Origin of the sequence: Photobacterium sanguinicancri, assembly GCF_024346675.1 — a bacterium.
In the GTDB taxonomy this organism is placed as follows: Bacteria; Pseudomonadota; Gammaproteobacteria; order Enterobacterales; family Vibrionaceae; genus Photobacterium; species Photobacterium sanguinicancri.
Genome location: NZ_AP024851.1, coordinates 1,227,520 through 1,249,783, shown reverse-complemented (window position 1 = coordinate 1,249,783; position 22,264 = coordinate 1,227,520). Strand labels below are relative to the sequence as shown.

General features: G+C 44.5%; 15 protein-coding genes. 13 read left to right on the top strand and 2 right to left on the bottom strand.

The genetic code is table 11. The features are described 5' to 3' along the window. Positions 1-258 precede the first annotated feature (258 nt). The 7 genes from trxB to OCU87_RS22545 all read left to right on the top strand — a co-directional run bounded on the left by trxB (position 259) and on the right by OCU87_RS22545 (position 7,364). Positions 259-1,470 (top strand): thioredoxin-disulfide reductase, encoded by a 1,212-nt coding sequence (gene trxB / locus OCU87_RS22575; RefSeq protein WP_261858573.1) that lies wholly within the window; start codon positions 259-261, stop codon positions 1,468-1,470. Between the two features lie 10 nt (positions 1,471-1,480). Continuing rightward, positions 1,481-1,807, top strand: a complete 327-nt coding sequence (trxA, locus tag OCU87_RS22570; protein ID WP_261858572.1) for a thioredoxin TrxA — start codon at positions 1,481-1,483, stop codon at positions 1,805-1,807. A gap of 215 nt (positions 1,808-2,022) precedes the next feature. Continuing rightward, the gene (grdA, locus tag OCU87_RS22565) at positions 2,023-2,490 is read left to right on the top strand and encodes a glycine/sarcosine/betaine reductase complex selenoprotein A (RefSeq protein ID WP_083541044.1); all 468 of its coding nucleotides are present in this window, start codon (positions 2,023-2,025) and stop codon (positions 2,488-2,490) included. A gap of 14 nt (positions 2,491-2,504) precedes the next feature. Continuing rightward, entirely contained in the window at positions 2,505-2,969 is a 465-nt protein-coding gene (grdA, locus tag OCU87_RS22560; RefSeq protein WP_261858571.1) for a glycine/sarcosine/betaine reductase complex selenoprotein A, read from the top strand. 78 nt (positions 2,970-3,047) lie between these two features. Then, positions 3,048-4,589, top strand: a complete 1,542-nt coding sequence (grdC, locus tag OCU87_RS22555) for a glycine/sarcosine/betaine reductase complex component C subunit beta (RefSeq protein WP_261858570.1) — start codon at positions 3,048-3,050, stop codon at positions 4,587-4,589. Between the two features lie 12 nt (positions 4,590-4,601). Further along, a complete protein-coding gene (gene grdD, locus OCU87_RS22550; protein WP_261858569.1) occupies positions 4,602-5,765 on the top strand; it encodes a glycine/sarcosine/betaine reductase complex component C subunit alpha in 1,164 nt (387 codons plus the stop codon). 315 nt (positions 5,766-6,080) lie between these two features. Then, positions 6,081-7,364, top strand: coding sequence for a sulfurtransferase (locus OCU87_RS22545; protein ID WP_261858568.1), 1,284 nt, complete (start codon positions 6,081-6,083; stop codon positions 7,362-7,364). Positions 7,365-7,512: 148 nt separating this feature from the next. Here OCU87_RS22545 and OCU87_RS22540 read toward each other — a convergent pair whose 3' ends face one another. Beyond that, complete coding sequence (locus OCU87_RS22540) at positions 7,513-8,211, bottom strand: DUF4336 domain-containing protein (protein WP_261858567.1); 699 nt, start codon at positions 8,209-8,211, stop codon at positions 7,513-7,515. 45 nt (positions 8,212-8,256) lie between these two features. Beyond that, positions 8,257-10,965, bottom strand: coding sequence for an HTH-type transcriptional regulator MalT (malT, locus tag OCU87_RS22535; RefSeq protein WP_261858566.1), 2,709 nt, complete (start codon positions 10,963-10,965; stop codon positions 8,257-8,259). A gap of 500 nt (positions 10,966-11,465) precedes the next feature. Between malT and OCU87_RS22530 the strand changes: the two genes are divergently transcribed. The 6 genes from OCU87_RS22530 to OCU87_RS22505 all read left to right on the top strand — a co-directional run bounded on the left by OCU87_RS22530 (position 11,466) and on the right by OCU87_RS22505 (position 22,213). After that, positions 11,466-13,925: a glycogen/starch/alpha-glucan phosphorylase gene (locus tag OCU87_RS22530; RefSeq protein WP_062692599.1), complete on the top strand. Its 2,460-nt coding sequence runs from the start codon at positions 11,466-11,468 to the stop codon at positions 13,923-13,925. A gap of 92 nt (positions 13,926-14,017) precedes the next feature. After that, positions 14,018-16,210 (top strand): 4-alpha-glucanotransferase, encoded by a 2,193-nt coding sequence (malQ, locus tag OCU87_RS22525; RefSeq protein WP_094956642.1) that lies wholly within the window; start codon positions 14,018-14,020, stop codon positions 16,208-16,210. A 4-nt stretch (positions 16,211-16,214) separates the two neighbouring features. After that, on the top strand, positions 16,215-18,398 hold the full coding sequence (glgB, locus tag OCU87_RS22520; RefSeq protein ID WP_261858565.1) for a 1,4-alpha-glucan branching protein GlgB: 2,184 nt from the start codon (positions 16,215-16,217) through the stop codon (positions 18,396-18,398). Positions 18,399-18,791: 393 nt separating this feature from the next. Further along, positions 18,792-19,703, top strand: coding sequence for a hypothetical protein (locus tag OCU87_RS22515; protein ID WP_261858564.1), 912 nt, complete (start codon positions 18,792-18,794; stop codon positions 19,701-19,703). 11 nt (positions 19,704-19,714) lie between these two features. Further along, positions 19,715-20,878: a BamA/TamA family outer membrane protein gene (locus tag OCU87_RS22510; RefSeq protein ID WP_062692601.1), complete on the top strand. Its 1,164-nt coding sequence runs from the start codon at positions 19,715-19,717 to the stop codon at positions 20,876-20,878. A gap of 6 nt (positions 20,879-20,884) precedes the next feature. Beyond that, positions 20,885-22,213 carry a DUF4056 domain-containing protein gene (locus OCU87_RS22505; protein ID WP_261858563.1) on the top strand — a complete coding sequence of 443 codons (1,329 nt, stop codon included), beginning with the start codon at positions 20,885-20,887 and terminating at the stop codon, positions 22,211-22,213. Positions 22,214-22,264: the final 51 nt, after the last annotated feature.

Here is a 22,264-nt window from a genome sequence, read left to right as displayed (position 1 = left end):
AAAAAAATAAACATTACTAATTATAATCACTTACAAGTTAAAAGCAGAAGAGATTATATCTGGGTAGTAGATAGCTATATTTTGCTATTCAGAGTCAAACTAACAGCTTATTAAAGTCTAAGTGATTTGGTTCACAGTTATAAATACTTGCCACCTTATTAGAGAAGCTGTCGCAGAACTGATTTGTTTTGATATGTCCTTATTATTCCTTTTTGGGTGAAAGGGCATGTAGTCGTGAAATAGCAATCGGTGAATTATATGTCTGAACTATACGATGTCATCATAATTGGTGGCGGTGCTGGTGGTATGTCAGCCGGGGTTTATGCTGCTCGTGGCAAAATGAAAACCCTGATCATTGAAGATAAGCGAAATACAGGCGGCCAAGCCGCGACAACCAGTGAAATGGAAAACTACCCAGGTATTGTGGAAGCGACAGGTCCACAACTTATGGATATGTTCCGTGAACACTGTAATAAGTTTGGTGTGGAGTTTGCTCGCGGACTCGTGTCTGAAATCACAATTGCTAATGATGGCTTTATTAAGACGCTAACAACGAGCAAAGGCGAAATTTATCAGACCAAGAGCATCATAGTTGCAACGGGTGCTACACCGCGCATTCTAGGTATCACGGGTGAATTAGAGTTCCGTGGTAAAGGTGTTTCATACTGCGCAACTTGCGATGCTGATTTTTACGAAGAGCTTGATGTTGTCGTTGTAGGATCCGGTAATACAGCGGTTGAAGAATCTGTATTCCTCACCAAGTTTGTTAATAAAGTCACCATGATCGTGCTGCATGATCAAGGCATTCTTGATGCTGATCGCACAGCCCAAGAGCAAGCATTTGCTAACGATAAAATCGAGTTTGTTTGGAACTCTGTGGTTGAAGAAATCTGCGGTGATGAACTTGTTAGCGGTGTGAAGCTTAAGCATCTAAAAACAGGAGAGATCACAGAGCTGTCTGCTGATGGTGTCTTTATGTTTGTTGGCACAGTGCCAAAAACAGATTTCATTAAAGGCCAAGTGGCATTAAGCCCACAAGGTTATGTCATCACCAATGAAAAACAAGAAACCAATGTTCCCGGTATTTTTGCTGTGGGTGATGTCGTTGATAAATTCCTTCGTCAGGTAGTCACCGCAGCCGGTGATGGCGCAATTGCGGCAGTCGCGGCAGACCGTTATATCGAAGAAGAAGAAAACTGGCGCAAATCTGTGTCTGAGTTTGGCGGTACGGCAATGGTGGCGTTCTGGAATCCACTAAGCAAAGAAAGTTTAGCTGTGATTAATCAGCTAGAACAAGATTGCAAAGATAAGCCAGATCAGCGTGTTGTCACTATAGATACCTATAAAAGCCAAAATATTGCGAACCGTTTCTCGGTTTCAGATGTGCCAGTTGTGATCCGATTTGACGCTGGGCAGGAAGCCAAGCGAGTGAATGTTAAGGATATTGCTGAGTTAGATACTCTGTATTAAGGAAAACGCAATGATCGAACTAAATAAAGATAACTTTGATGCTGAAGTGAAAGTAGATGGCGTTGTACTGGTTGATTTCTGGAGCGAAAGTTGTGGTCGCTGTATTGAACTGATGCCAGAAGTAATGGAATTAGCTGAAAAATATGGCAGCGAGATCAAATTCTGCAAACTGAATATTCAAGGTAACCGTCGCTTGGCGATGGCGCAGAAAGTGATGGGTCTTCCTTCATTTGTTTTCTACAAAAATGGTGAAAAGATTGAACACCTTTCTGGCGAAGAGCTAGAAATGGAAGATGTTGCGAACAAAGTAGAAAGCTACATCGCTGAAACAGCATAAAAGTATAAGTAGGTGTAACTGATTTACACCCAATGAATTTGTATTTAATAGGCAACGGCCTGTTGGCGCAAATATAAGCCTCGCTTTCTCTACATGGCTTTCGATGAAAGCAGGGTAAGAAAGAAAGTGCTTTATAAAATCCATGTGAACTCAGTACGTGGTCGTCCATAAGCTGATAAGCATGATCGTAGTAATCTGTACCCTTGGAGTGAACAATGCTCAAAGATAAGAAAGTTATTATCTTGGGAGACAGAGACGGTGTACCAGGACAAGCAATTGAAGCTTGTATCAAATCTGCTGGTGCGCATGTTCTTTTCTCTACAACTGAGTGTTTCGTCTGAACCAGCGCAGGTGCTATGGATCTGGAAAATCAAAAGAGGATCAAAGGTTTTGCTGACGAGTTTGGCCCAGAGAATCTGGTAGTCGTACTTGGTGGCGCGGAAGCAGAAGCTTCTGGCCTAGCGTGTGAAACCGTTACTAACGGCGATCCTACTTTTGCCGGTCCATTAGCCGGAGTCCAGTTAGGACTCTCTTGTTATCATGTGGTTGAGCCGGAAATTAAAGAAAATGTGGATGCTGGCGTCTATGACGAACAGATAAGCATGATGGAAATGGTACTTGATGTCGATGCCATCGTGGCAGAGGTCAAAGAGTATCGTGAGCAATTCGGAAAGTATGTTTAATCGGGAGAAAGATTGTGTTCGCTAATAAAACAGTGATCATTCTTGGAGACCGCGATGGCGTACCTGGTCAGGCAATCGAAGCTTGCATGAAGACTACAGGTGCTCACGTTGCTTTCTCTACTACAGAATGTTTCGTCTGAACAAGCGCTGGCGCAATGGATCTGGAAAATCAAAAGCGGATTAAAACACTTGCTGAGGAAAAAGGCGCAGAGAATCTCGTTGTGATTCTTGGCGGCGCAGAAGCAGAAGCTTCTGGCCTAGCATGTGAAACTGTCACCACAGGTGATCCGACTTTTGCAGGACCATTGGCGGGAGTCCAGTTAGGACTTTCTTGTTATCACGTGGTGGAAGACGAAGTTAAAAATGCCGTTGATCCAACTGTCTATGAAGAGCAAGTTGGAATGATGGAAATGGTACTTGATGTCGATGCTATCAAAGCGGAAATGCAACAATACCGCAGCGAAACTGCATTAGCATAAGTATATCTCAATGCTGGTTCGGATCTGTTTGTTTAGGCAGGTTCGAACCTTTTATCCGGCTCGGATGCAGGAGTAACAATGGGATACGCAGTAATTAAAGGTGTGAGCTACGTGCTCGCCCACACCCCAGATGTATTGATTCAACACGGTTCAGTACAAGTACAAGCGCGGGCAAAAGATCCTTCAGACCCTTATTTTCAGCAGCTAAAAGACCACCTTCGTCCATATGAAGACGTTGTCTCTTATCCTGCCAACCAGTGTTACATCGGTAACCTAACACCGCAACAACTCTCTGATATTCCTCAACCTTGGTTTGAAAATAAAGAACACAATGCCAACCAAGGTAAATTTGGTGAAATTTATAACCAAGCCCAATTTTATGCCATGTTGAACCACGTTGATGTGTTCAATTTGGTGCAACTGACTCAAGAGTTTATCGATACTTACCACGGGCAAGTGGCGCATCATTCGTTGTATGGCGATGACGTTGATCTGCTTGCTGGTCACCAGATCATCACAAAAGATCAAATCTTAGCTTTGCTTGAGCATCATCATGCTGAAGTTTTGATGATGAATGGTGAAATTGTCGGTTGTGTGAAAGCCGCGCACGATGAAGATGAAAACTTATCTGCGCATATCATGCTAGAAAACCTCTGCACTAAAGCATCTGGCGTTATGGCGGCAATGCACCTTAAACAGCAGGGGATTGATCTCGATAAAGTCGATTACTTGATTGAGTGTTCTGAAGAAGCATGTGGTGACATTAACCAGCGTGGTGGTGGCAACTTTGCAAAAGCCATCGGTGAATCTATTGGCTGTAATAGCGCGACAGGTTCGGACGTTCGTGGTTTCTGTGCGGCACCAGCGCATGCCATGATGCTAGCTTCTGCTTTGGTTAAGTCTGGCATATTTAAGAATGTGATGGTTGTCGCGGGTGGCGCAGTAGCGAAACTCGGTATGAACGGCCGTGACCATGTTAAAAATAACATGCCAGTGTTAGAAGATTGCATTGCGGGCTTTGCTTGCATGGTGACTGAAAATGACGGTGTTAGTCCAGAAATTAACTCTGACATCATCGGTCGTCACCAAATTGGTACGGGTTCATCGCCTCAAGCGGTTATGACTGCGCTGATTGCTGCGCCACTTAAAGCTGCAGGCATGAAGATGACAGACATCGACAAGTACTCGGTGGAGATGCAAAACCCAGAGATCACTAAACCTGCGGGCGCGGGTAATGTGCCGGAATCAAACTACAAAATGATTGCAGCGCTAGCGGTGAAAGAAGGGCAGATGGAACGCACTCAGTTGCCAGCGTTTGTTGAAAAACATGGCATGACGGGCTTTGCACCAACGCAAGGGCACATTCCATCAGGCGTTCCTTTCCTTGGCTTTGGCCGTGACATGATCCTTAATGATGAAATTAAAAACTTCATGATGGTGGGTAAAGGCAGCTTGTTCTTAGGGCGTATGACTAACTTGTTTGATGGTTTGAGCTTCGTGGTTCAGAAGAACAGCGGCAAGCAAGATGAAGTGTTTGATGAGAATCAAGTGAAACAGGTTGTGGCGCAAGCAATGCGCGATGTGGCTGAGAACTTGCTAAACGCGAAGAGCGAGAAGTAATCGGAGGTTGCGATGGCGAATATCAATCAACAACTATCCGACACGTTTTCAGCAATGGCGGATGGCCTGCTAAGTGGACAATTTGGCAAGAAAACCCGAATTGCTCTCACGCTGATCGGCAGCGAACACGGCCCACAAGAACTGCTTCGAGGTGCTCAGTTAGTTGCAAGACAGCACAGCGACATCGAACCTGTGCTAATTGGATGTAATGATCCTGAGTGTGGTTTTGAATGCCACCCTGCAGAGGATTTAAACCAATGTCACCAAGTGATGGAAAGCTTGTTTGAGCAGAAGCAAATCGACGGTTGTGTCACTTTGCATTATGCCTTCCCTCTTGGTGTGAGCACCATGGGTAAAGTAGTAACTCCGAGCACTGGACGCGAGATGATCATTGCGTCTACGACTGGGACTACAGATACCAACCGCCAAGCGGCGATGCTCAAAAATACCTTGTATGGTATTGCATTAGCAAAAGCGACGGGTATTGAGCAACCGACTGTGGGTGTGCTGAATATTGACGGTGCAGCGTTATGTGAGCGTGGATTACGTGAACTTCAACAAGCGGGTTATGACATTCACTTTGCAGAATCAGGACGTGCCGATGGCGGGATTGCCATGCGCGGTAATGATTTGCTGCAAGGTACGCCTGATGTGATGGTGACAGATAGTCTAACTGGCAATTTGCTGATGAAAATGTTTTCTTCGTTCACTACAGGTGGTAGCTATGAAGCTTCTGGCTTCGGTTATGGACCTGGGTTGGGTGAAGGTACGGCAGGGAAGCTAGTGAACATTATCTCTCGAGCATCGGGTGCACCTGTTGTGGCTGGTGCCATGAGATTATGCGCAGATGCAGCAAAAGGAGAGGTGATGAAGCGCGTTGACGAGGAATGGGAAGCAGCAACCTTATCAGGCTTAAACAGTACTTTAGCAAAATACTGCCAGCCAAAAACGCAAGTAGAAACAACTGAAGCTGTAATTGCACCACCTGAAAAGGTGACTGACACAGATATTGGTGGCATTGATATTTTAGAAATCGAAGATGCATGCCAAGCACTGTGGCAAGTGAAGATCTTTGCTCGCACAGGTATGGGGTGTACTGGTCCTATTATCTTAGTGGCAAAAGAAGATTTGGATGCAGCCAAAGCACGTCTAGTTGAAACGGAGTTTCTTAGCTAGCGTCACAACTTAAAAATGATTTATTGAGCATGAAAGCCTAAGGTGAGTAGTGCTCTTTTCTATCTCCCTCCGTTTTATCGATATTTCGCTTATCCCTCATTATTTCGTCGATTTTTCAACAACCAACAACCAGCAACCAAGAACTAGTAATCAATACTTAATCTCGCTTATGTCTCATGTTTAGGCTTAAAGTTTTGCTTGCTATGAAGTTGAGAGGCTGATCGCCATAATATGTGCTTTGTTTCATTATAATTAGCAAGGTTTTCAATTTATATCACTCAGGCAGAGTGATAATAAGTAAAGTAAGGTTGGCTGATGAATACAATGAGGAAAGCGCTGATATCCGTTATTGTTTTTTCTAGTTTTGGGCTTCAAGCAATGACGTTTGATCAGTTATCTGAAACCCTTGATGAAGCGAAGCAAGTGATTGATTGTCGCTCGAGTAATTTTTATAACGGATGGCCAGAAGCGGGCTCAAAGCTAGGCGGTCATTACCCTAATGCGGTCAATTTTGATGCCCAGTGGTTGGACAGAATTGACGCCTCGGCGCTTAACCAACTACTGGTGGAAAAACAGCTAAATGCAGATAAGCCTACCTATTTGTATTGCGACCAAGCGGCTAGCAAAAAAATGGTGACAGCCTTGGCTGACCAAGGATTTACATCGGTATCTGTAATTGAAGAGCCGCTCTCAAATTATTCTGGCTCACTTACTGCGTTACCCAAATTTCAGCAGCTTGTTGGACCTGAGTGGCTCAAACAAGTCATTGATGGACAGCAACCACTTTATGCTCCTCAAACCGACTATAAACTGGTTGAGGTTGCTTGGGGACCGCCGACAAAATACCTTGTTTCACATATACCTACAGCACAGTATTTAAATACCAATAATATAGAAACAAAGCCGCTTTGGAATCGTGTTAGTAACGAGCAACTCACGGCCTTGCTGCAAGATTTAGGTATTCGTTACGACACTACCGTGATTTTGTATGGGCGCAATAATATGGCGGCCGCGCGTGCTGCGAGTATTATGATGTACGCAGGTGTTGAAGATGTACGCCTACTGAATGGTGGTTGGACGGCATGGGTTGGTGCTGGCTTCACGTCAGAGCCTATGTTGCAAACCGCAGAGAAAGTGGCAGATTTTGGCCGAGATATTCCTGCTAATCCTGAATTGATCATTGATATCGCTGAGGCGAAAGCCATTCTTGATGGCTCACCAAAAACGAATTCGTTAGTCAGTATTCGTACTTGGGATGAGTACTTAGGCAAAATCAGTGGTTATAGCTATATTAAGCCAAAAGGGCGTATACCGGGTGCAAAATGGGGACATGGTGGCAGTGATGCTAATAGCCTTGAGGATTTTCGTAACCCCGATGAGACCATGAAAAGCGCTGACGAGATTGAACATTTCTGGCATCAATGGGAAATCGATCGTAATCAGAAAGTGTCTTTTTATTGTGGTACGGGGTGGCGGGCGTCAGAAACCTTCTTCTATGCCTATGTGATGGGCTGGAAAGATATCAGCGTTTATGATGGCGGCTGGTATGAGTGGAGCGGTATTAAAACCAATCCAACCTTAATTGGTCCTATGTCATAACGATTTTGTATTAGCTCTGGGTCATTTTATTCGGGAGAGAAACTTCGCATTGTGAAGTTGATAGCGGGCAAATAAGCCCGCTATTTTTATGTTCAGCGCTTCATTTGTAATGAGGTTTATACGCCTTATCTGTGCCTGACACTGGCAGTTAATGGGTTGCCGTTGTTGGCTTAAGAGCCCATGCAAAAGCATCGGCAAAATACTGTTTGCCGTTTTCAGGGATGACTCGGCCGTGAGCAAGAATGATGCGGTCAAATGGCCAGGTTAAGATCTCTTGCAGTGACTGACGCAACCGCGTTTTGTCATGAAAAGATAACCGCCAATAGAGTGGCATTGCTGGTTGTTGATAGCAGCCATTGAGTAAAGCTAAGCCTATTGAAAGTGGGTTGGTGCAGTCTTTCATCCAAGCTAAGGTATCACCCACAATTAGGGTGTGCGATTGTGGATCACAAAACACCACTTCCTCCATTTTGTCGCTCCCCCTAATCAGCGTTTGTAATAGCTGATTACGCCACAATGCAGGCGTTGTCGCGCTCAGGGCATCATCAAAAATCAAATCAGAGCGCTTTTGTTGTAACCCTGGAGGGGCAAAAAAGTAAGCGTCAGGGTAGGCAAGCCACCATTCAGACAGAAAAAGGTGATGATTAATATTGGGGGTAACAATGGCATGTATTTGCCCCAATTTGCTCAGTGCTAACTGTAATTTAGTCGTGAGCTGTATCGGAGAATGAATAAGCAGTTTTTTATTGTTGAGCCGAATAACGGTCATACGGGCACCCACAGGAATGCCGCTCACGTTGAGCGGCATGTCGTAGTACCAAAGGCGATCAGTAGCCCATTCTATCAAGTGGTTATCCTTAACCTAGTTTGTGGTGCAAGAAGGGGGGGGGAGTTAAACCCCCATCAATCCAAGTAAACGTTCAGCGGTTTCAATAGCTTGTTGGCGATTGGCGATATTCAATTTTTGGTACAAATTACGGATATGAGTTTTGATGGTTGTCGATGCAACATCTAGCTCAGATGCAATTTGTTCATTGCTATAACCCGTATATATTAAGCCTAGAACTTGCCATTCACGCTGTGTTAGTGGGCTAGTGCGTACTAACTCCGGTACATCGGGGAGTGTCAGTAGTTTATCGACAAAGCTTTCATCAAAATGAACGGAACGGTTTCGTTCTTTACTCGTCATTTCACGTAGCAGTTGTTGTGCACGATGAAGTTCAAGCTCACTTAATTGGCGCGTATCGACTAACTCTTTTAGTAGGTCGCAGATGGTATTCGCTTCGCATAAGAAGTTACCAATCATGCCAGTACTATTGGTCAGTTGTAATGCTTCTTTAAGGTATAAAAGTGCAGTATCACGTTCCCCCTGACGTTTACTTAATACCGCTTGTACCACAAGATTTCGATTTTTGTCTGTGACTAAATTGTACTTTCCCGCATCTTCTTGCAGGGAAAGTAAAATTTCATGCGCTTGGTCATACTCGCCGAGCGTCAAGTGCGTTCGGGCAATATTGCGCCATTGTAGCTGCTGGAAGTGGTTACACCCACCTTCAGGACGCTCCGCCTGTTTTAGCCAATCAGCCAAGCTTTGATTATCGTCTTTTGCTTGCCAGTAAAGAATGTTGGCAAAATCAGCATTTGCTCGCCAGTCAATATGGTATTCAGAACGCTCTACCAGGCAGTTACACAGGTCTAAATAGCGTGCGCCTTTATCGAGTTCACCCCGAGTGATCGCAATACGTGCCAGCATGGAATAGGCGTGCAATGATTTGGTTTCATCAAAAGGTGCTAACACTTCTAGGCTTTTATGGGCACATTCTTCAGCTTCTTCTAAGCGGTTCCAACACCATAGGATCTGTGCACGTAAGCGTAGCAAGAACTCATGCAGTGGCACTTGTTGAAGGTGTTGCTCTTTTACCAGCTTGAAGGCTTGATCTAATAGTTCATAAGCCGATTGAATGTAACCTTGGGCCACCAGAATCTCGCTCTGTTGCAGTAGCGCCCAAAGTGCTTGATGGTAAACATGGTACTGACGTGCCATTTTCTCTGTTTGTTGCATCATCGGCAATGCACGGCTGAGATTACCGAGGCAGTGGTGGACTTCGCCTACAACCGAGGTCGCTACAATGCGGCTACGGTAAGTGGTAGAAGGTAGCTGCCCTAATGCTTGCTCAGATAAAAGTAGCGCATCTTCAGGCTTACTTTGGTTAATCGCAACTTGTGCTAGCAGTGCGTTAAATTCACCTTGCAGCGCATCATCTAATTCGATGCTGTGCTTACTTAATTGTGCTTTGGTTTCATTAATCAGATCACCCACATCGTTATAACGGTGTTGGCTTTGTGCCAGCCATGCGCGAAGGAGAGCAAGGCGAGGGGAAGAGAATAGTTTGTCCGTTGTTAAGGAAGCAATAGAGTCCTCTAGTAATTTCAACTCTCCGTGATGGTACATGTTCCAGCCGTAGTCTGTCAGTACTTCAACAATCAGATCTTGATTCTCACTCTTTAGCGCATGGATCAGCGCTTGTTGCGGGCTTTTTTGTTTTAGCCAAGCGTAAGCTGCTTGTGTATGCAGTTCTGATTGTTGTTGCGGAATCTGGGAATAACGCTGATGGCGAAGGAATTCTGCAAACAAATTATGGAAGCGATACCAGTTATCGTTACTTTCAAGCGTGTTAAGGAATAAACCGAAACGGTTCAGTGACTCTAGCATTGCCAGTGCATCATTACGGCCTGTTAAGTCAGTCACTAACTGCGCATTGAAAATATCTAATACTGAGCATTGCAATAAGAATTGCTGAGTATCGCGATCGAGTTGATCAAATACTTCTTCCGCAAGGTAATCCCACAAGTGGCCCCGATTAAAGCTTGCCATTGATTCGGCAGATTCTGCTAAGTGATTCGGTTTTTGTTGGGCATGAAGGGCGATCAGCTGTAGTGCTGATGGCCAACCTTCAACTTGCTCGCGCAATGAATTTAGTACTGTGAGTTCAATTTCTTCACTGACACGCTTTTGGAAGAAGCGTTGGGTTTCTTCTTGATCGAAGGCTAAGTGCTCGTTGTCTACTTCAATCAATAAATCACGCACACGTAGGTTAGCGGTACTCAGTGGTGGTTGCGTTCGGCTCGTGACGACAAGGGTGAGGCAGTCCGGCATGTGCTTAAGGAAGAAACGCATACCGTCATGAATGTCTTCATTGTTGATGACATGGTAGTCATCTAATACTAAATATGTTTGGGCGTTATATTCGGCAATTTCGCCGAAAAGCTCGCTAAATAGCGTCGATAAGCAAGCAAATTGACGGCGTTCAGCCATTGCTTGTGTTTTTAAACAGGCGCCATTAGTGGCTTTGTTTATGGATTGTAAGAAGTAGTTCGCGAATCGAAATGTATCGTTATCGCTTTCATCAATGTTCAACCACCCAGTATGTGGGTGATCGTTTAGCCATTGTGCTGCCATAGTGGTTTTACCGTAGCCCGCTGGAGAGCGGAAAAGTACCAGACGGTAAAACGGTGCTTGATTAAGACGATCCAGCAAGCGAGGACGGAGAATGGCATTATGAAGGCGCGCCGGGCGCGTTAGTTTCGATGGTATCCACATAGTTCTTTTGTCTAATCCGTTGTTTCGACTCTGAATATGACCACAATATAATTCTTGTTATTGGGGAAAGTGACGTAACGACCTTTCACTTCCTTGGTCTTGTTATGCTCATTTGGCCTTAAAATCATGCCTTAAATGAATAGTGCGGCATTTGATCTTCCCCAATACTTTACCTAGCAAAAGGGCAATGTAACCAGAACATCGCTTTCTCATCCCTTGATTTATGAACCAAATCACAAATATTCCAATTCAATTAGAATAATCATCATCCCGCTGCACGTGAAAATTAGAGATTAAAGTGTGAATCATATTGCATTAATTTTCATTGGATGATGCTCTCTCCCCCCTGAACTTTGGTTTGAGTCACAAAAAGTACGTACTTAACTGACCTACGCCCCTCCTCCTCCTCCCTCTAGTCCCAAAATTCAGGAGGATGCTTTCGTTAGGGATAACAGGCAGCATAGATTCCAGTTGAGATAATCTTAGAGAGAGAATGAACCATGACAACACGTGGTCAAGCACAACAATTTGATAAAGCATTATTTAAAGCTTCAGTAGAGAAGCATTTACTGACGACGTACGCGAAAACCAAAGAAACGGCTGATGCACGTAGCTGGTACTTAGCTGTAGGTAAAGCATTAGCTGAAATCAGCACTGGTAGCCTGCTTGAAACTGAAAAGCACGTTGCTGAACAAAATGTACGTAGCGTTAATTACCTTTCTTTAGAATTTCTAATTGGTCGTCTAACAGGCAATAACTTAATCAGCATGGGTTTGTACGACGAAGTCAGTGCAGCCGTTGAAGAACTAGGTCTTAATTTAACTGATCTGCTAGAAGAAGAACGCGATCCAGCACTCGGTAATGGTGGCCTTGGCCGCTTGGCTGCGTGTTTCATGGATTCACTGGCAGCACAAGAATTTCCAGCTGTAGGTTACGGCCTGCACTATGAGTACGGTCTATTCCGTCAATCATTTGAAGATGGCCATCAAGTTGAAACACCTGACGCATGGCGTGGAATTGAAGGTTACCCTTGGGAAGTGGTACGCCCTGAATTAGCGCAATCTGTTGGTTTATTTGGCCATGTAGAAACGCAGGCTAACGAAAAAGGTGAAGCTCAACGTCGTTGGGTACCTGCAATGAACCTAGAAGGTGTTGCATGGGATCTTCCAATCGTAGGTTATGACAACAAGAGTGTTTACCCACTGCGTCTGTGGGAATGTCGTTCACCTGCACCGTTTAACCTACAGCGTTTTAACGACGGTGATTACGTAGGTGCACAATACGGTCAACTAGAAGCGGGTAACGTAACAAAAGTCCTTTACCCGAATGACAATCATGACCAAGGTAAAATGCTACGCCTAATGCAACAGTACTTCCACTGTGCATGTTCAGTAGCGGACATCCTTCGTCGTCACGCGGCGGCGGGTCATAGCATTGAAGATCTTGCGAAACTAGAAACCATTCAGCTAAACGATACTCACCCAACAATTGCTATTCCTGAACTCATGCGCATCTTGATTGATGAGCACCAATTAGGTTGGGATGCGGCATGGGCAATTTCTTCGAAAGTTTTTGCATATACCAACCATACGCTACTACCTGAAGCGTTAGAAACATGGAGCGAGAAACTGATCGCAGACATGCTGCCACGTCACATGGAAATCATTTTTGAAATCAACCACCGCTTTATGCTGGAAGTTGAAGCAAAATGGCCTGGTAATAACGAAGTAAAACGTAAGCTTTCTATTATTCAAGAAGGCCCACAACGCATGGTACGCATGGCGAACTTATGTGTAGTGAGTACTTACGCAGTTAACGGTGTAGCAGCACTTCACTCTGAGTTGGTTAAGCGCGATCTATTCCCTGAATTCAACGAGTTATTCCCTGGCCGCCTACAGAACGTAACGAATGGTGTAACACCTCGCCGTTGGTTGAAGTTCTGTAACCCGGGTTTAACGGAATTGGTTAATGAGAAAGTAGGTAAAGATTGGCCTGCTAACCTCGATAAACTGTCTGGTTTAGCTAAGTTTGCGGAAGATAAAGCTTTCCAAAAACGCTACATGGCAGTGAAAAAAGATAATAAGCAACGTCTGGCTGACTGGGTTCTGGATAACATGGATATCGAGCTTGATACCAATGCTATCTTCGATGTGCAAATCAAACGTCTGCACGAGTACAAACGTCAGCACTTGAACTTGCTACACATCTTAGCGCTATATCACCGCTTAGTGAACGATCCGACATTTGATATGCACCCACGTGTATTTATCTTTGCAGCGAAAGCAGCACCGGGTTATGCATTAGCGAAAGACATCATTTTTGCCATCAACAAAGTGGCAGAAAAAGTAAACAACGACCCACGCCTTGGCGGAAAACTAAAAGTGGTATTCATTCCTGATTACCGTGTAAGCCTTGCTGAAATCATTATTCCTGCAGCAGATGTGTCAGAGCAGATTTCAACTGCCGGCCTAGAAGCATCAGGCACAGGTAACATGAAGATGGCGCTGAACGGTGCATTAACTGTCGGTACGATGGATGGTGCCAATGTTGAGATCCGCGAAGAAGTGGGCGATGAAAATATCTTTATCTTCGGCTTACTAGTAGACGAAGTATTGAAACTAAAAGAAGAGGGTTACGACCCTTACCGTTACTACCATGCAGACAGCCTGCTACGTGCAGCGTTAGATGTATTGGATACAGATGAGTTTACTCCGGGTAACCCAGGTCAACTGGCTGCGATTCGTCAAAACCTACTTGAAGGTGGCGATCAGTACCTAGTATTAGCTGACTTTGCTGACTACGTAAAAGCGCAAGCTCGCATTGATGCGGAATACCGTGACCAAGCAACATGGGCACGTAAAGCAATTCTGAACACAGCACTGGTTGGTAAGTTCAGCTCAGACCGTAGTATTCGTGATTACGTAAACAACATCTGGAAATTAAAAGCGGTTAAACGTTAATCGCATACGGTGATTAACAGCCCGGTTTAAAAACCTTTTTATCAGCAAAAATAAACATCGTAGCGGCCCAAGGGCCGCTAACGGAGATAACGATGAAAGACAATCAAGCATTAAAACAAGTTGCTGAAATGGTGGGAATTGCCGACAGCTACGTCAGCGCCTGGGGTGATGAAGCCAAAGTAAAAGACGAAACCATTCGACGCTTACTAATGGCTTTAGGTTACGACACCAAGAATGACGAAGCATTGCTCGAGTCAGCACGCAAGAAACACCGTCCAGATGTACTTGCACCTGTGAAAGTAGTACGAAGTGGTGAAGCAATGCACATTGCTTTGCAGCTAGGTGCTAGCGCACGCGTAAGCGATTTTAGCTGGCGCCTAACTACAGAACAAGGTGAGGTGATGGAAGGCTGGTTACAGTCTCAGTTAGTGAAAGATGACCGTGAAGATGGTGGGGAGCTAACGTTTGCTTTACCCGACGATCTTGCATGGGGTTACCACAAACTTGAACTGTTCCGTAAACGCCGTAAATCACCGTTTGAAATGACTTTGATTGTTACGCCAATGTCTTGTTATAAGCAGGAAGCGCTTGTTAATGAGAAGAAGCTTTGGGGTACCAGTGTTCAGCTTTACTCCGTACGTACTAACCATAACTGGGGTATTGGTGACTTTGGCGATTTAAAACAACTGGTAGCTGATATTGCTGCACGTGGCGGTGATTTTGTTGGTTTAAACCCGATCCATTCTTTGTTCCCTGCGAACCCAGAAGGCGCGAGTCCGTATAGCCCATCATCACGTCGTTGGTTAAACCTAATGTACATTGATGTTAGCTCTGTTGCCGAGTTTGCACAGTGTGATGAAGCTCAGCAGCTTGTTGGCAGCCCTGAATTCCAACAGCGTTTAGTGGAAGCTCGCGAAACCAATTGGGTGAATTACAGTGAAGTTTCTTGCTTGAAAATGGCAGTACTTCCATTGTTGTTCGACACTTTTGTTGAGCGTCATATAAGTAAAAAAACGGCGCGTGCCGACAATTTTTTGAAGTTTGTTGAAGATGGCGGCGAAAGCTTACTTCATCAAGCCGCTTTCGATGCGTTACATGCGCATTTGAAAAAACAAGATGATAATACGTGGGGCTGGCCTGTATTCCCTGAAGAATTACGTCATTTTGATAATGCTGAAGTTAAAACGTTTATCAAAGAAAATGGTAAAGATGTTCAGTTGTTTATGTATCTGCAATGGTTGGCGGATAGTCAATTAGCAGAAGTGAACGAACTGGCAGAAGAAAAAGGCATGGCCATGGGCCTTTACCGTGATTTAGCGGTAGGTGTGTGTGATTCAGGTGCCGAGACATGGGCAGATAATGGTGCGCTTTGCCAAGATGTTAGTATTGGTGCGCCGCCAGATATCTTAGGTCCTCTAGGTCAAAACTGGGGCTTACCACCACTAAACCCACAAGTACTCCAAGAAATGTCTTACGAACCGTTTGTACAGCTACTGCGTGCCAATATGCGTAACTGTGGTGCATTGCGTATTGACCACGTACTGGGTTTATTGCGTCTATGGTGGATTCCGAAAGGTGAATCGGCAACGGAAGGGGCGTATATGTATTACCCCGTTGAAGATATGATGTCGATCCTTGCGCTAGAATCACATCGCTACCAATGTACTGTCATCGGTGAAGATCTAGGTACAGTGCCTGATGAGATTGTTGGTCAACTTTCAGATGCTGGCATTCATTCTTACAAGGTATTTTTCTTCGAAACATCTGAAGATGGTGGTTATTACTCACCAAGTCATTACCCTAGTCAATCAATGGCAACATTGTGTACACATGACATGCCAACCCTTCGTGGTTTCTGGCATTGTGATGACCTTAAAATGGGTGCAGAACTGGGTTTATACCCTGATGAAGAACAACTTAATGGCTTATTTGACAGCCGAGCTGAAAGTAAGCAAAAAATCCTTGATAGTTTGAGCTGGCACGGTTACCTTCCACAAGGTGTAGGGCATAATGCTGCATATGTACCGATGGACCGTTCGTTAAGTGAAGGCATGCAACTTCACCTTGCATCGAGCTCAAGTGCATTGCTAAGCCTACAACTGGAAGACTGGTTGGAAATGGATAAACCAGTCAATATTCCAGGAACGGTGAATGAATATCCAAACTGGCGTCGTAAGCTTTCTACTACTTTGGACGATCTATTTACCCGCCAGGATATCATTGACCTGACTCGTCGTTTAACAGAAACACGAGCAAAAGCTAGTCCAAACACTAATCAGGAGTAATGCGTTGGACACCACCCAAGTGACCCGCAGTGATAAGGAATATTTGCAGCTCGAAAGAGCTGCATTCTCAGACCCGTTTTCGTTTCTCGGCCCACAGTATGATGTAAACGGTATAGCCTTAAGGGTATGGATACCAGGAGCTGAAAGCGTAACCGTCGAGCTACAAAACGGCGAGAAATACCCATTAACCCGTGAAGCTGATAGTGGCTTCATCTTAGAGGGTGATGTGGATTTAACCACTGCTTATTATCAACTACATATTTGCTGGCCTCAGGGTGAGCAAACTATTCACGACCCTTACCAATTTCACTCTATCTTGCCAGCAGGAGATGCGCTGAAGACGCCTTCGCAAATGCATTGCGAGATGGGTGCACAGCTTATTACCCTACAGCAGGCTAACATGCCTGTTTCTGGCGTTCGCTTTTTGGTATTTGCACCACATGCCTCTGCGGTAAGTGTTGTGGGTGAATTCAATGCGTGGGATGGCCGTCGTCATCCATTACAACGTCTTGATGATGGCTTGTGGGGGCTGTTCATCCCTGGCCTTGAAGAAGGCACACGCTATAAATTTGAATTGAAAGACAGCCAAGGTAATGGTTTGCCGCATAAAGCCGATCCTTGGGGTTATGCATCGGAACAGTACCCATCTTTTTCTTCTGAAGTTTACGACCAATCACGCTACCAATGGCAAGATAAGCAGTGGCAACAACGTCCTGTTACTGCAAAGCACCAAGAAGCATTGTCTTTTTATGAGTTGCATGCAGGTTCTTGGCGTCGTAACGATCAAGGTGAGTTTCTAACTTATCGTGAATTAGCTGAAACCTTGCTTCCATACATTGTCGAAATGGGCTACACCCACATTGAATTGATGCCTGTTTCTGAGCATCCATTTTATGGTTCATGGGGCTACCAACCAATTGGCTTATTTTCACCAACAAGTCGTTTCGGTTCGCCAGATGATTTCAAATACTTTGTTGATCAATGCCACCAAGCGGGTATAGGTATCGTTCTTGATTGGGTGCCTGCGCACTTCCCATCGGATGATCATGGTTTAGCCAAGTTTGATGGTACAGACTTGTATAATGAGTCTGATCCTCGTCGTGGCTGGCACCAAGATTGGCAAAGTTACATTTATGATTACGGCCGTGATCATGTTCGTCGTTTCTTAGTGTCTAATGCATTGTTTTGGTTTGAGCATTACCACATTGATGGCTTACGTGTGGATGCTGTTGCATCTATGCTGTACCTCGATTACTCGCGTGAGCATGATCAATGGATCCCGAACCACGACGGTGGTAACGAGAACTACGACGCTATTAGCTTATTACGTTGGATGAACGAAGAAGTTTACCGTCATTATCCAAACGCCATGACCATAGCAGAAGAATCTACCGCGTTCCCTGGGGTGTCAAAACCAACAGATATGGGCGGTTTAGGTTTTGGATTTAAATGGAATATGGGCTGGATGCATGACAGCTTATCGTACATGCAAGAAGAGCCTGTGAACCGTAAGTATCATCACGATACTATTACATTCCCACTTGTCTATGCGTTTAGTGAAAACTATGTGCTGTCTTTATCCCACGATGAAGTGGTATACGGTAAAGGTTCACTACTGGACAAAATGCCGGGCGATGAATGGCAGAAAACAGCCAACTTACGTGCTTATTTGGGCTACATGTATGGTCAGCCAGGCAAGAAACTAAACTTCATGGGCACTGAAATTGCTCAAAGTGCTGAATGGGCACATGAAGGCCAACTAGAGTGGCATTGGTTAGAGTACCCACGTCATAGTGGCACGCAAGCTTTGGTTCGTGATCTAAACAAGATGTATACCTCAGTTCCTGCACTGCATGAGCAAGATTGTTCACCAGAAGGTTTTGAGTGGCGCCTAATGGATGATGCTGAACAAAGTATTCTAGCCCATGAACGTTTTGCATTGAATGGCGATAAAGTCTTAGTTATTTCAAACTTTACGCCAGTGCCTCGTTTAGGCTACACCTTAGGTGTACCGCAAGCGGGTCAATATGAATTGCTAATTAACACTGACAGCGAAGAGTATTGGGGTAGTGGTGTTGCCGTTAATGCTGTGACGCCAACACAAGTTGTTAGTTCTCATGGATTAGACAATTCCATTGTTATTGATTTACCTCCACTTTCAACAGTGTTCTTATCATTCAAGAAATAAATCGTAACAATTGAAAACATTCAAGCCCACAATATAATAGTGGGCTTTTTTATTATTTATCAAATTGTTACACTACATTTTTTTGCAAAGCAAATAATTACGTACTGGTCAAACCATGAAACTGGCTGTATTATTCGTTTACTGAATAAGTTGAAGGCCATACTCTTTTTTTTAATCGACAAGCGTTCAATTAAATGTTGAACTGCCCCTTAGCCTACTTTCCACTTGCGTTATTTTGATTAATTAATCTGCTGAATTCTAATCCGCATCGCTTGGTATATGACGAGCGAGAGTGAACATGTTCACGTATATAATAACTTGTAAAAACAACACCTTATACCACAATAAAAAGCTGTATATGAAGGTGAATGTTATTTTTGTTGAGATAAAATTTTGAAAACACCCGCTGTTGCCTTGCTGTTCGCTTTGTTAGCCTCCCCAACGACTTTCGCACAAGATTCCTTTTTCCCTATTTGGGGTAACGAAGCTGAAAAATTGGGCTATACCTTGCCAAAGCCTTATGGCATCTCTGTTTCTTACATGGACATGAGCAACCCAGTTACTGTTGATAGTATTGAATTAACAGGGGCCCCAATGCTTGAAGCTATTGATATTGATGCTAAAAATGCCACTTTTACCGGATCGAACATTACCGTTCGTGCTGATGTATGGGTTTTTCCGTTCATGAATGTCTATGGCATCATTGGCTATACCCAAGGTGAGAGTAAAGCGAAGATCAACTCTGTTAGTTGTGATAGCAGTAAATTTGATGGCCCCAATTTACTGTGCGGTGTAATTAATGCCGTCGGTGATAAGTTGCCTGAAAATACTATGTTCAATCTGGAAATGGATGGTGGTACATACGGTATAGGTACAACGCTAGCGGGTGGTGTGGGCAACTGGTTTGCCTTGCTGGATATGAACTACACCTACACCAGTATTTCTGCCATTGAGGGCGATATTCGTACTTTCGTTGCCGCACCGCGTGTGGGTTATCGCTGGGAGTACGACGGTGGCCGTGAATTGCGCGTTTTCACTGGTGTTATGTATCAAAAAGTTGATCAGTTCTTAGTTGGTGATATTGCGAGTTTAGGTTTGCCATCTGTCGTTGTTGCTGCAGCTGATAAGATTGCCAAAGATGCGGGTAATGAGAATGCAGGTTTTGAAGTAAGCCAGCATGCCAGTAGTAACTGGAATAATGTTGTGGGTATGCAGTACGCGTTCAACCGTGATTGGGATGTACTAATCGAGGCTGGATTTGGTGCGCGTGAATCTTTATTTTTCGCCCTTGGCCGACGATTTTAGGTGAGTGAACTATGAAACACACACTCGCATTACTCCTCGCGGCGACCTGCTCATTATCTGTCTACGCTGAAGAGAAAGAACTGACAACCTACGAACGCTATCAAGCTTGGTTGAACCAGATGTTGCTTGAACTTGGTGCTGATGGCCAGTTTAACCCTGATAAAGGGGTTGATTGGAGTGTCATGCCTGGGCCGTTTTACACGCCAGAAAAAAAGTTTGGTATCGGTGTATCGGCGGTGGGGTTATATAAACCTGATCTTGCCGATACAGTGACACAGCCTAGTTCAGTCACTATTAATGGATTTGGTTCGATTAATGGTGCTTACGGCCTTTCATTTAGTAACACTAACTATCTTGCCCATGACAAATATCGATTATTTATCGACGCAGAGCTCATGGATTCCCCCGACGTTTTTTATGGCGTAGGTATGAATGCGGGTCTGAATAACGATCGTGTCGATTATACCCGTAGAACTTATGCAGCTTCCGTTAAGGGTCTGTTACAAGTCATGCAGTACACTTATGTTGGTTTAGGGATTGAATTTTCAAAAAATGAAGCATCAGATGCTGAAATTGAAGATCCACAAAAGCCATGGGTTGGACAATCGCAGGCAGGCTTCCCTGATCAGCAATTCAGTGCCGGTGTAACCATGTCTTTAGCCTACGACTCGCGTGATTTTGCTTTAAATGCCTCGCAAGGGCGTTTGGTGAAGTTAGACTATACCCACTTCAGTGCTTCACTGGGTTCCGATCATGAGTTTGATCGCGTGGCGGTCAATTACAGTGATTATTACTCCCCGGATTTATTAGACGGTGTCATTGCATGGCAAGCCTTACTTGAAGCAAATTTTGGTGATGTAAGTTGGGACCAAATGGCATTACTGGGTGGTGGGAGTGCGCTTCGTGGTTATGAGCAAGGCCATTATCGTGATCGTAATATGATGATATCTCAAGTTGAATATCGTCAGCCAATTGGTGGTCGACACGGTATGGTTTACTGGGTCGGTGCTGGCACATTGTCAGATCAACTTAGTGAACTAGGGCAAGAAAAATGGCTAACGACTGTTGGGGTTGGCTATCGATTTGAAATTAAGCAGCGTGTAAATCTTCGTTTGGATATGGGATTTGGCAACGGCGAAAGCGGTTTTTACTTTGCAATAAATGAAGCATTTTAATCAACAATGATAAATCTTAGCGTTAAGTCACTGCTGATCTTCACTTTTATCCAATCGCTCAATGGCTGTGCAACAGAAGAAGCGTGGCAAATTCATTTGATGCCCTCTGAGCATCATGTTCAAGCCATGTTATCGGGAGAAGAATTTCGCCACGAGGAGTGGCTAATTGCAACATCGCAGTTACCAGATTTGTCGGTACCGGATAATGTCCGCCCTTGCTGCGCGTTTGGTGATATGCAAAAGGTGCAAGTTGGACCACTGCCAATCCCATTTTTTCGTTTAAATAACGTAATTAGCGTCGATGAAATGGGTCCACATAAATTTGCGAGTGGCATTTATCACTACACGCCTGCCTCGGCTTCGGCATCTGGTGTTGCGGGTAGCGAAAATAATGGCTTGTTATATACCCGACAAGGGGGCTTTATTGATTTAGCCCATGTACGGGACAGTGCCGATGACACTATCGGACTGTTCTTTGAGATGTTGGCTAATTTAGGGACTGAACACCGTATTGAGTTACCTGCCGAATTAGGTCCACGTTATGTGGAAATGAAAGCATTTGATGTATCAAGCTTCAGTCAATCACAAAAGTGGCATATAGCGGCCAATATGGCAGCGCGTATTGCTTACTTCAAAGCAGAATCACATGAAATTGCTCAGTGGCACGGTTACAGCAGCTTCTCGCAATGGCCTGAAACTATTTCGGCTTATTCGCCTGAAGATTTGTACTCTAACATGCTAGGGGCAAAGTTAACTCTTGCACTGATCGAGCAGCACAGAATGCTGAACGAAACCGAATACAATCAGAACTTAACATTGTGGATTGCCGCTAGCTTGCAACAGCTAGGGGCGGTAAATACGGATCAAGCTAAACAAGCGTTAGCTTTGGTTGACGGCCATTGGTGGGATTCAACAGAATCGATTCCAAGCAAGTATATGATTTTGAAACGTCATTATACGATGGGCGATCATCAAACTCCGCATGTTATTGGTTTAGAGAATGGTTTGGAAAGCGGTTTAGATAAGGGCTTGGTTAATGAGACCGCTATCGGTAGCGATACGGTTTTGCTAGCGTCATCCGAATTATCGCCGTTAGTTACTCAAGCTTCCCCCACACCATTATCACTGCCAAGCGAAGTAGAGGGTGTGAAGCTTGACGACGTCGCACGCTTAGTACTGGAAGTTGATGATGGGTATGCTGAGACGTTCTCGCATGTCCCTCCCGCATTGTGGGAACAGCGCATAGAACACATTCATTTTCAAAAAATTGCTGATTTTGCACAGCAACAAGACGAGCAAGATTTAATCCTTTTAAGGCAGAATAATGACAAATAACCAGCGAGCCAAGCGATGTGCACCATTTAAACCATCTTACCGTTCAGCAAA

What these genes read in the sequence shown, in the direction of transcription:
- OCU87_RS22530 (WP_062692599.1), top strand. Translation starts at nt 11,466, where the DNA reads ATGACAACACGTGGTCAAGCACAACAATTTGATAAAGCATTATTTAAA.
- grdD (WP_261858569.1), top strand. Translation starts at nt 4,602, where the DNA reads ATGGCGAATATCAATCAACAACTATCCGACACGTTTTCAGCAATGGCG.
- OCU87_RS22505 (WP_261858563.1), top strand. Translation starts at nt 20,885, where the DNA reads ATGATAAATCTTAGCGTTAAGTCACTGCTGATCTTCACTTTTATCCAA.
- trxB (WP_261858573.1), top strand. Translation starts at nt 259, where the DNA reads ATGTCTGAACTATACGATGTCATCATAATTGGTGGCGGTGCTGGTGGT.
- malQ (WP_094956642.1), top strand. Translation starts at nt 14,018, where the DNA reads ATGAAAGACAATCAAGCATTAAAACAAGTTGCTGAAATGGTGGGAATT.
- malT (WP_261858566.1), bottom strand. Translation starts at nt 10,965, where the DNA reads ATGTGGATACCATCGAAACTAACGCGCCCGGCGCGCCTTCATAATGCC.
- OCU87_RS22545 (WP_261858568.1), top strand. Translation starts at nt 6,081, where the DNA reads ATGAATACAATGAGGAAAGCGCTGATATCCGTTATTGTTTTTTCTAGT.
- OCU87_RS22510 (WP_062692601.1), top strand. Translation starts at nt 19,715, where the DNA reads ATGAAACACACACTCGCATTACTCCTCGCGGCGACCTGCTCATTATCT.
- grdC (WP_261858570.1), top strand. Translation starts at nt 3,048, where the DNA reads ATGGGATACGCAGTAATTAAAGGTGTGAGCTACGTGCTCGCCCACACC.
- trxA (WP_261858572.1), top strand. Translation starts at nt 1,481, where the DNA reads ATGATCGAACTAAATAAAGATAACTTTGATGCTGAAGTGAAAGTAGAT.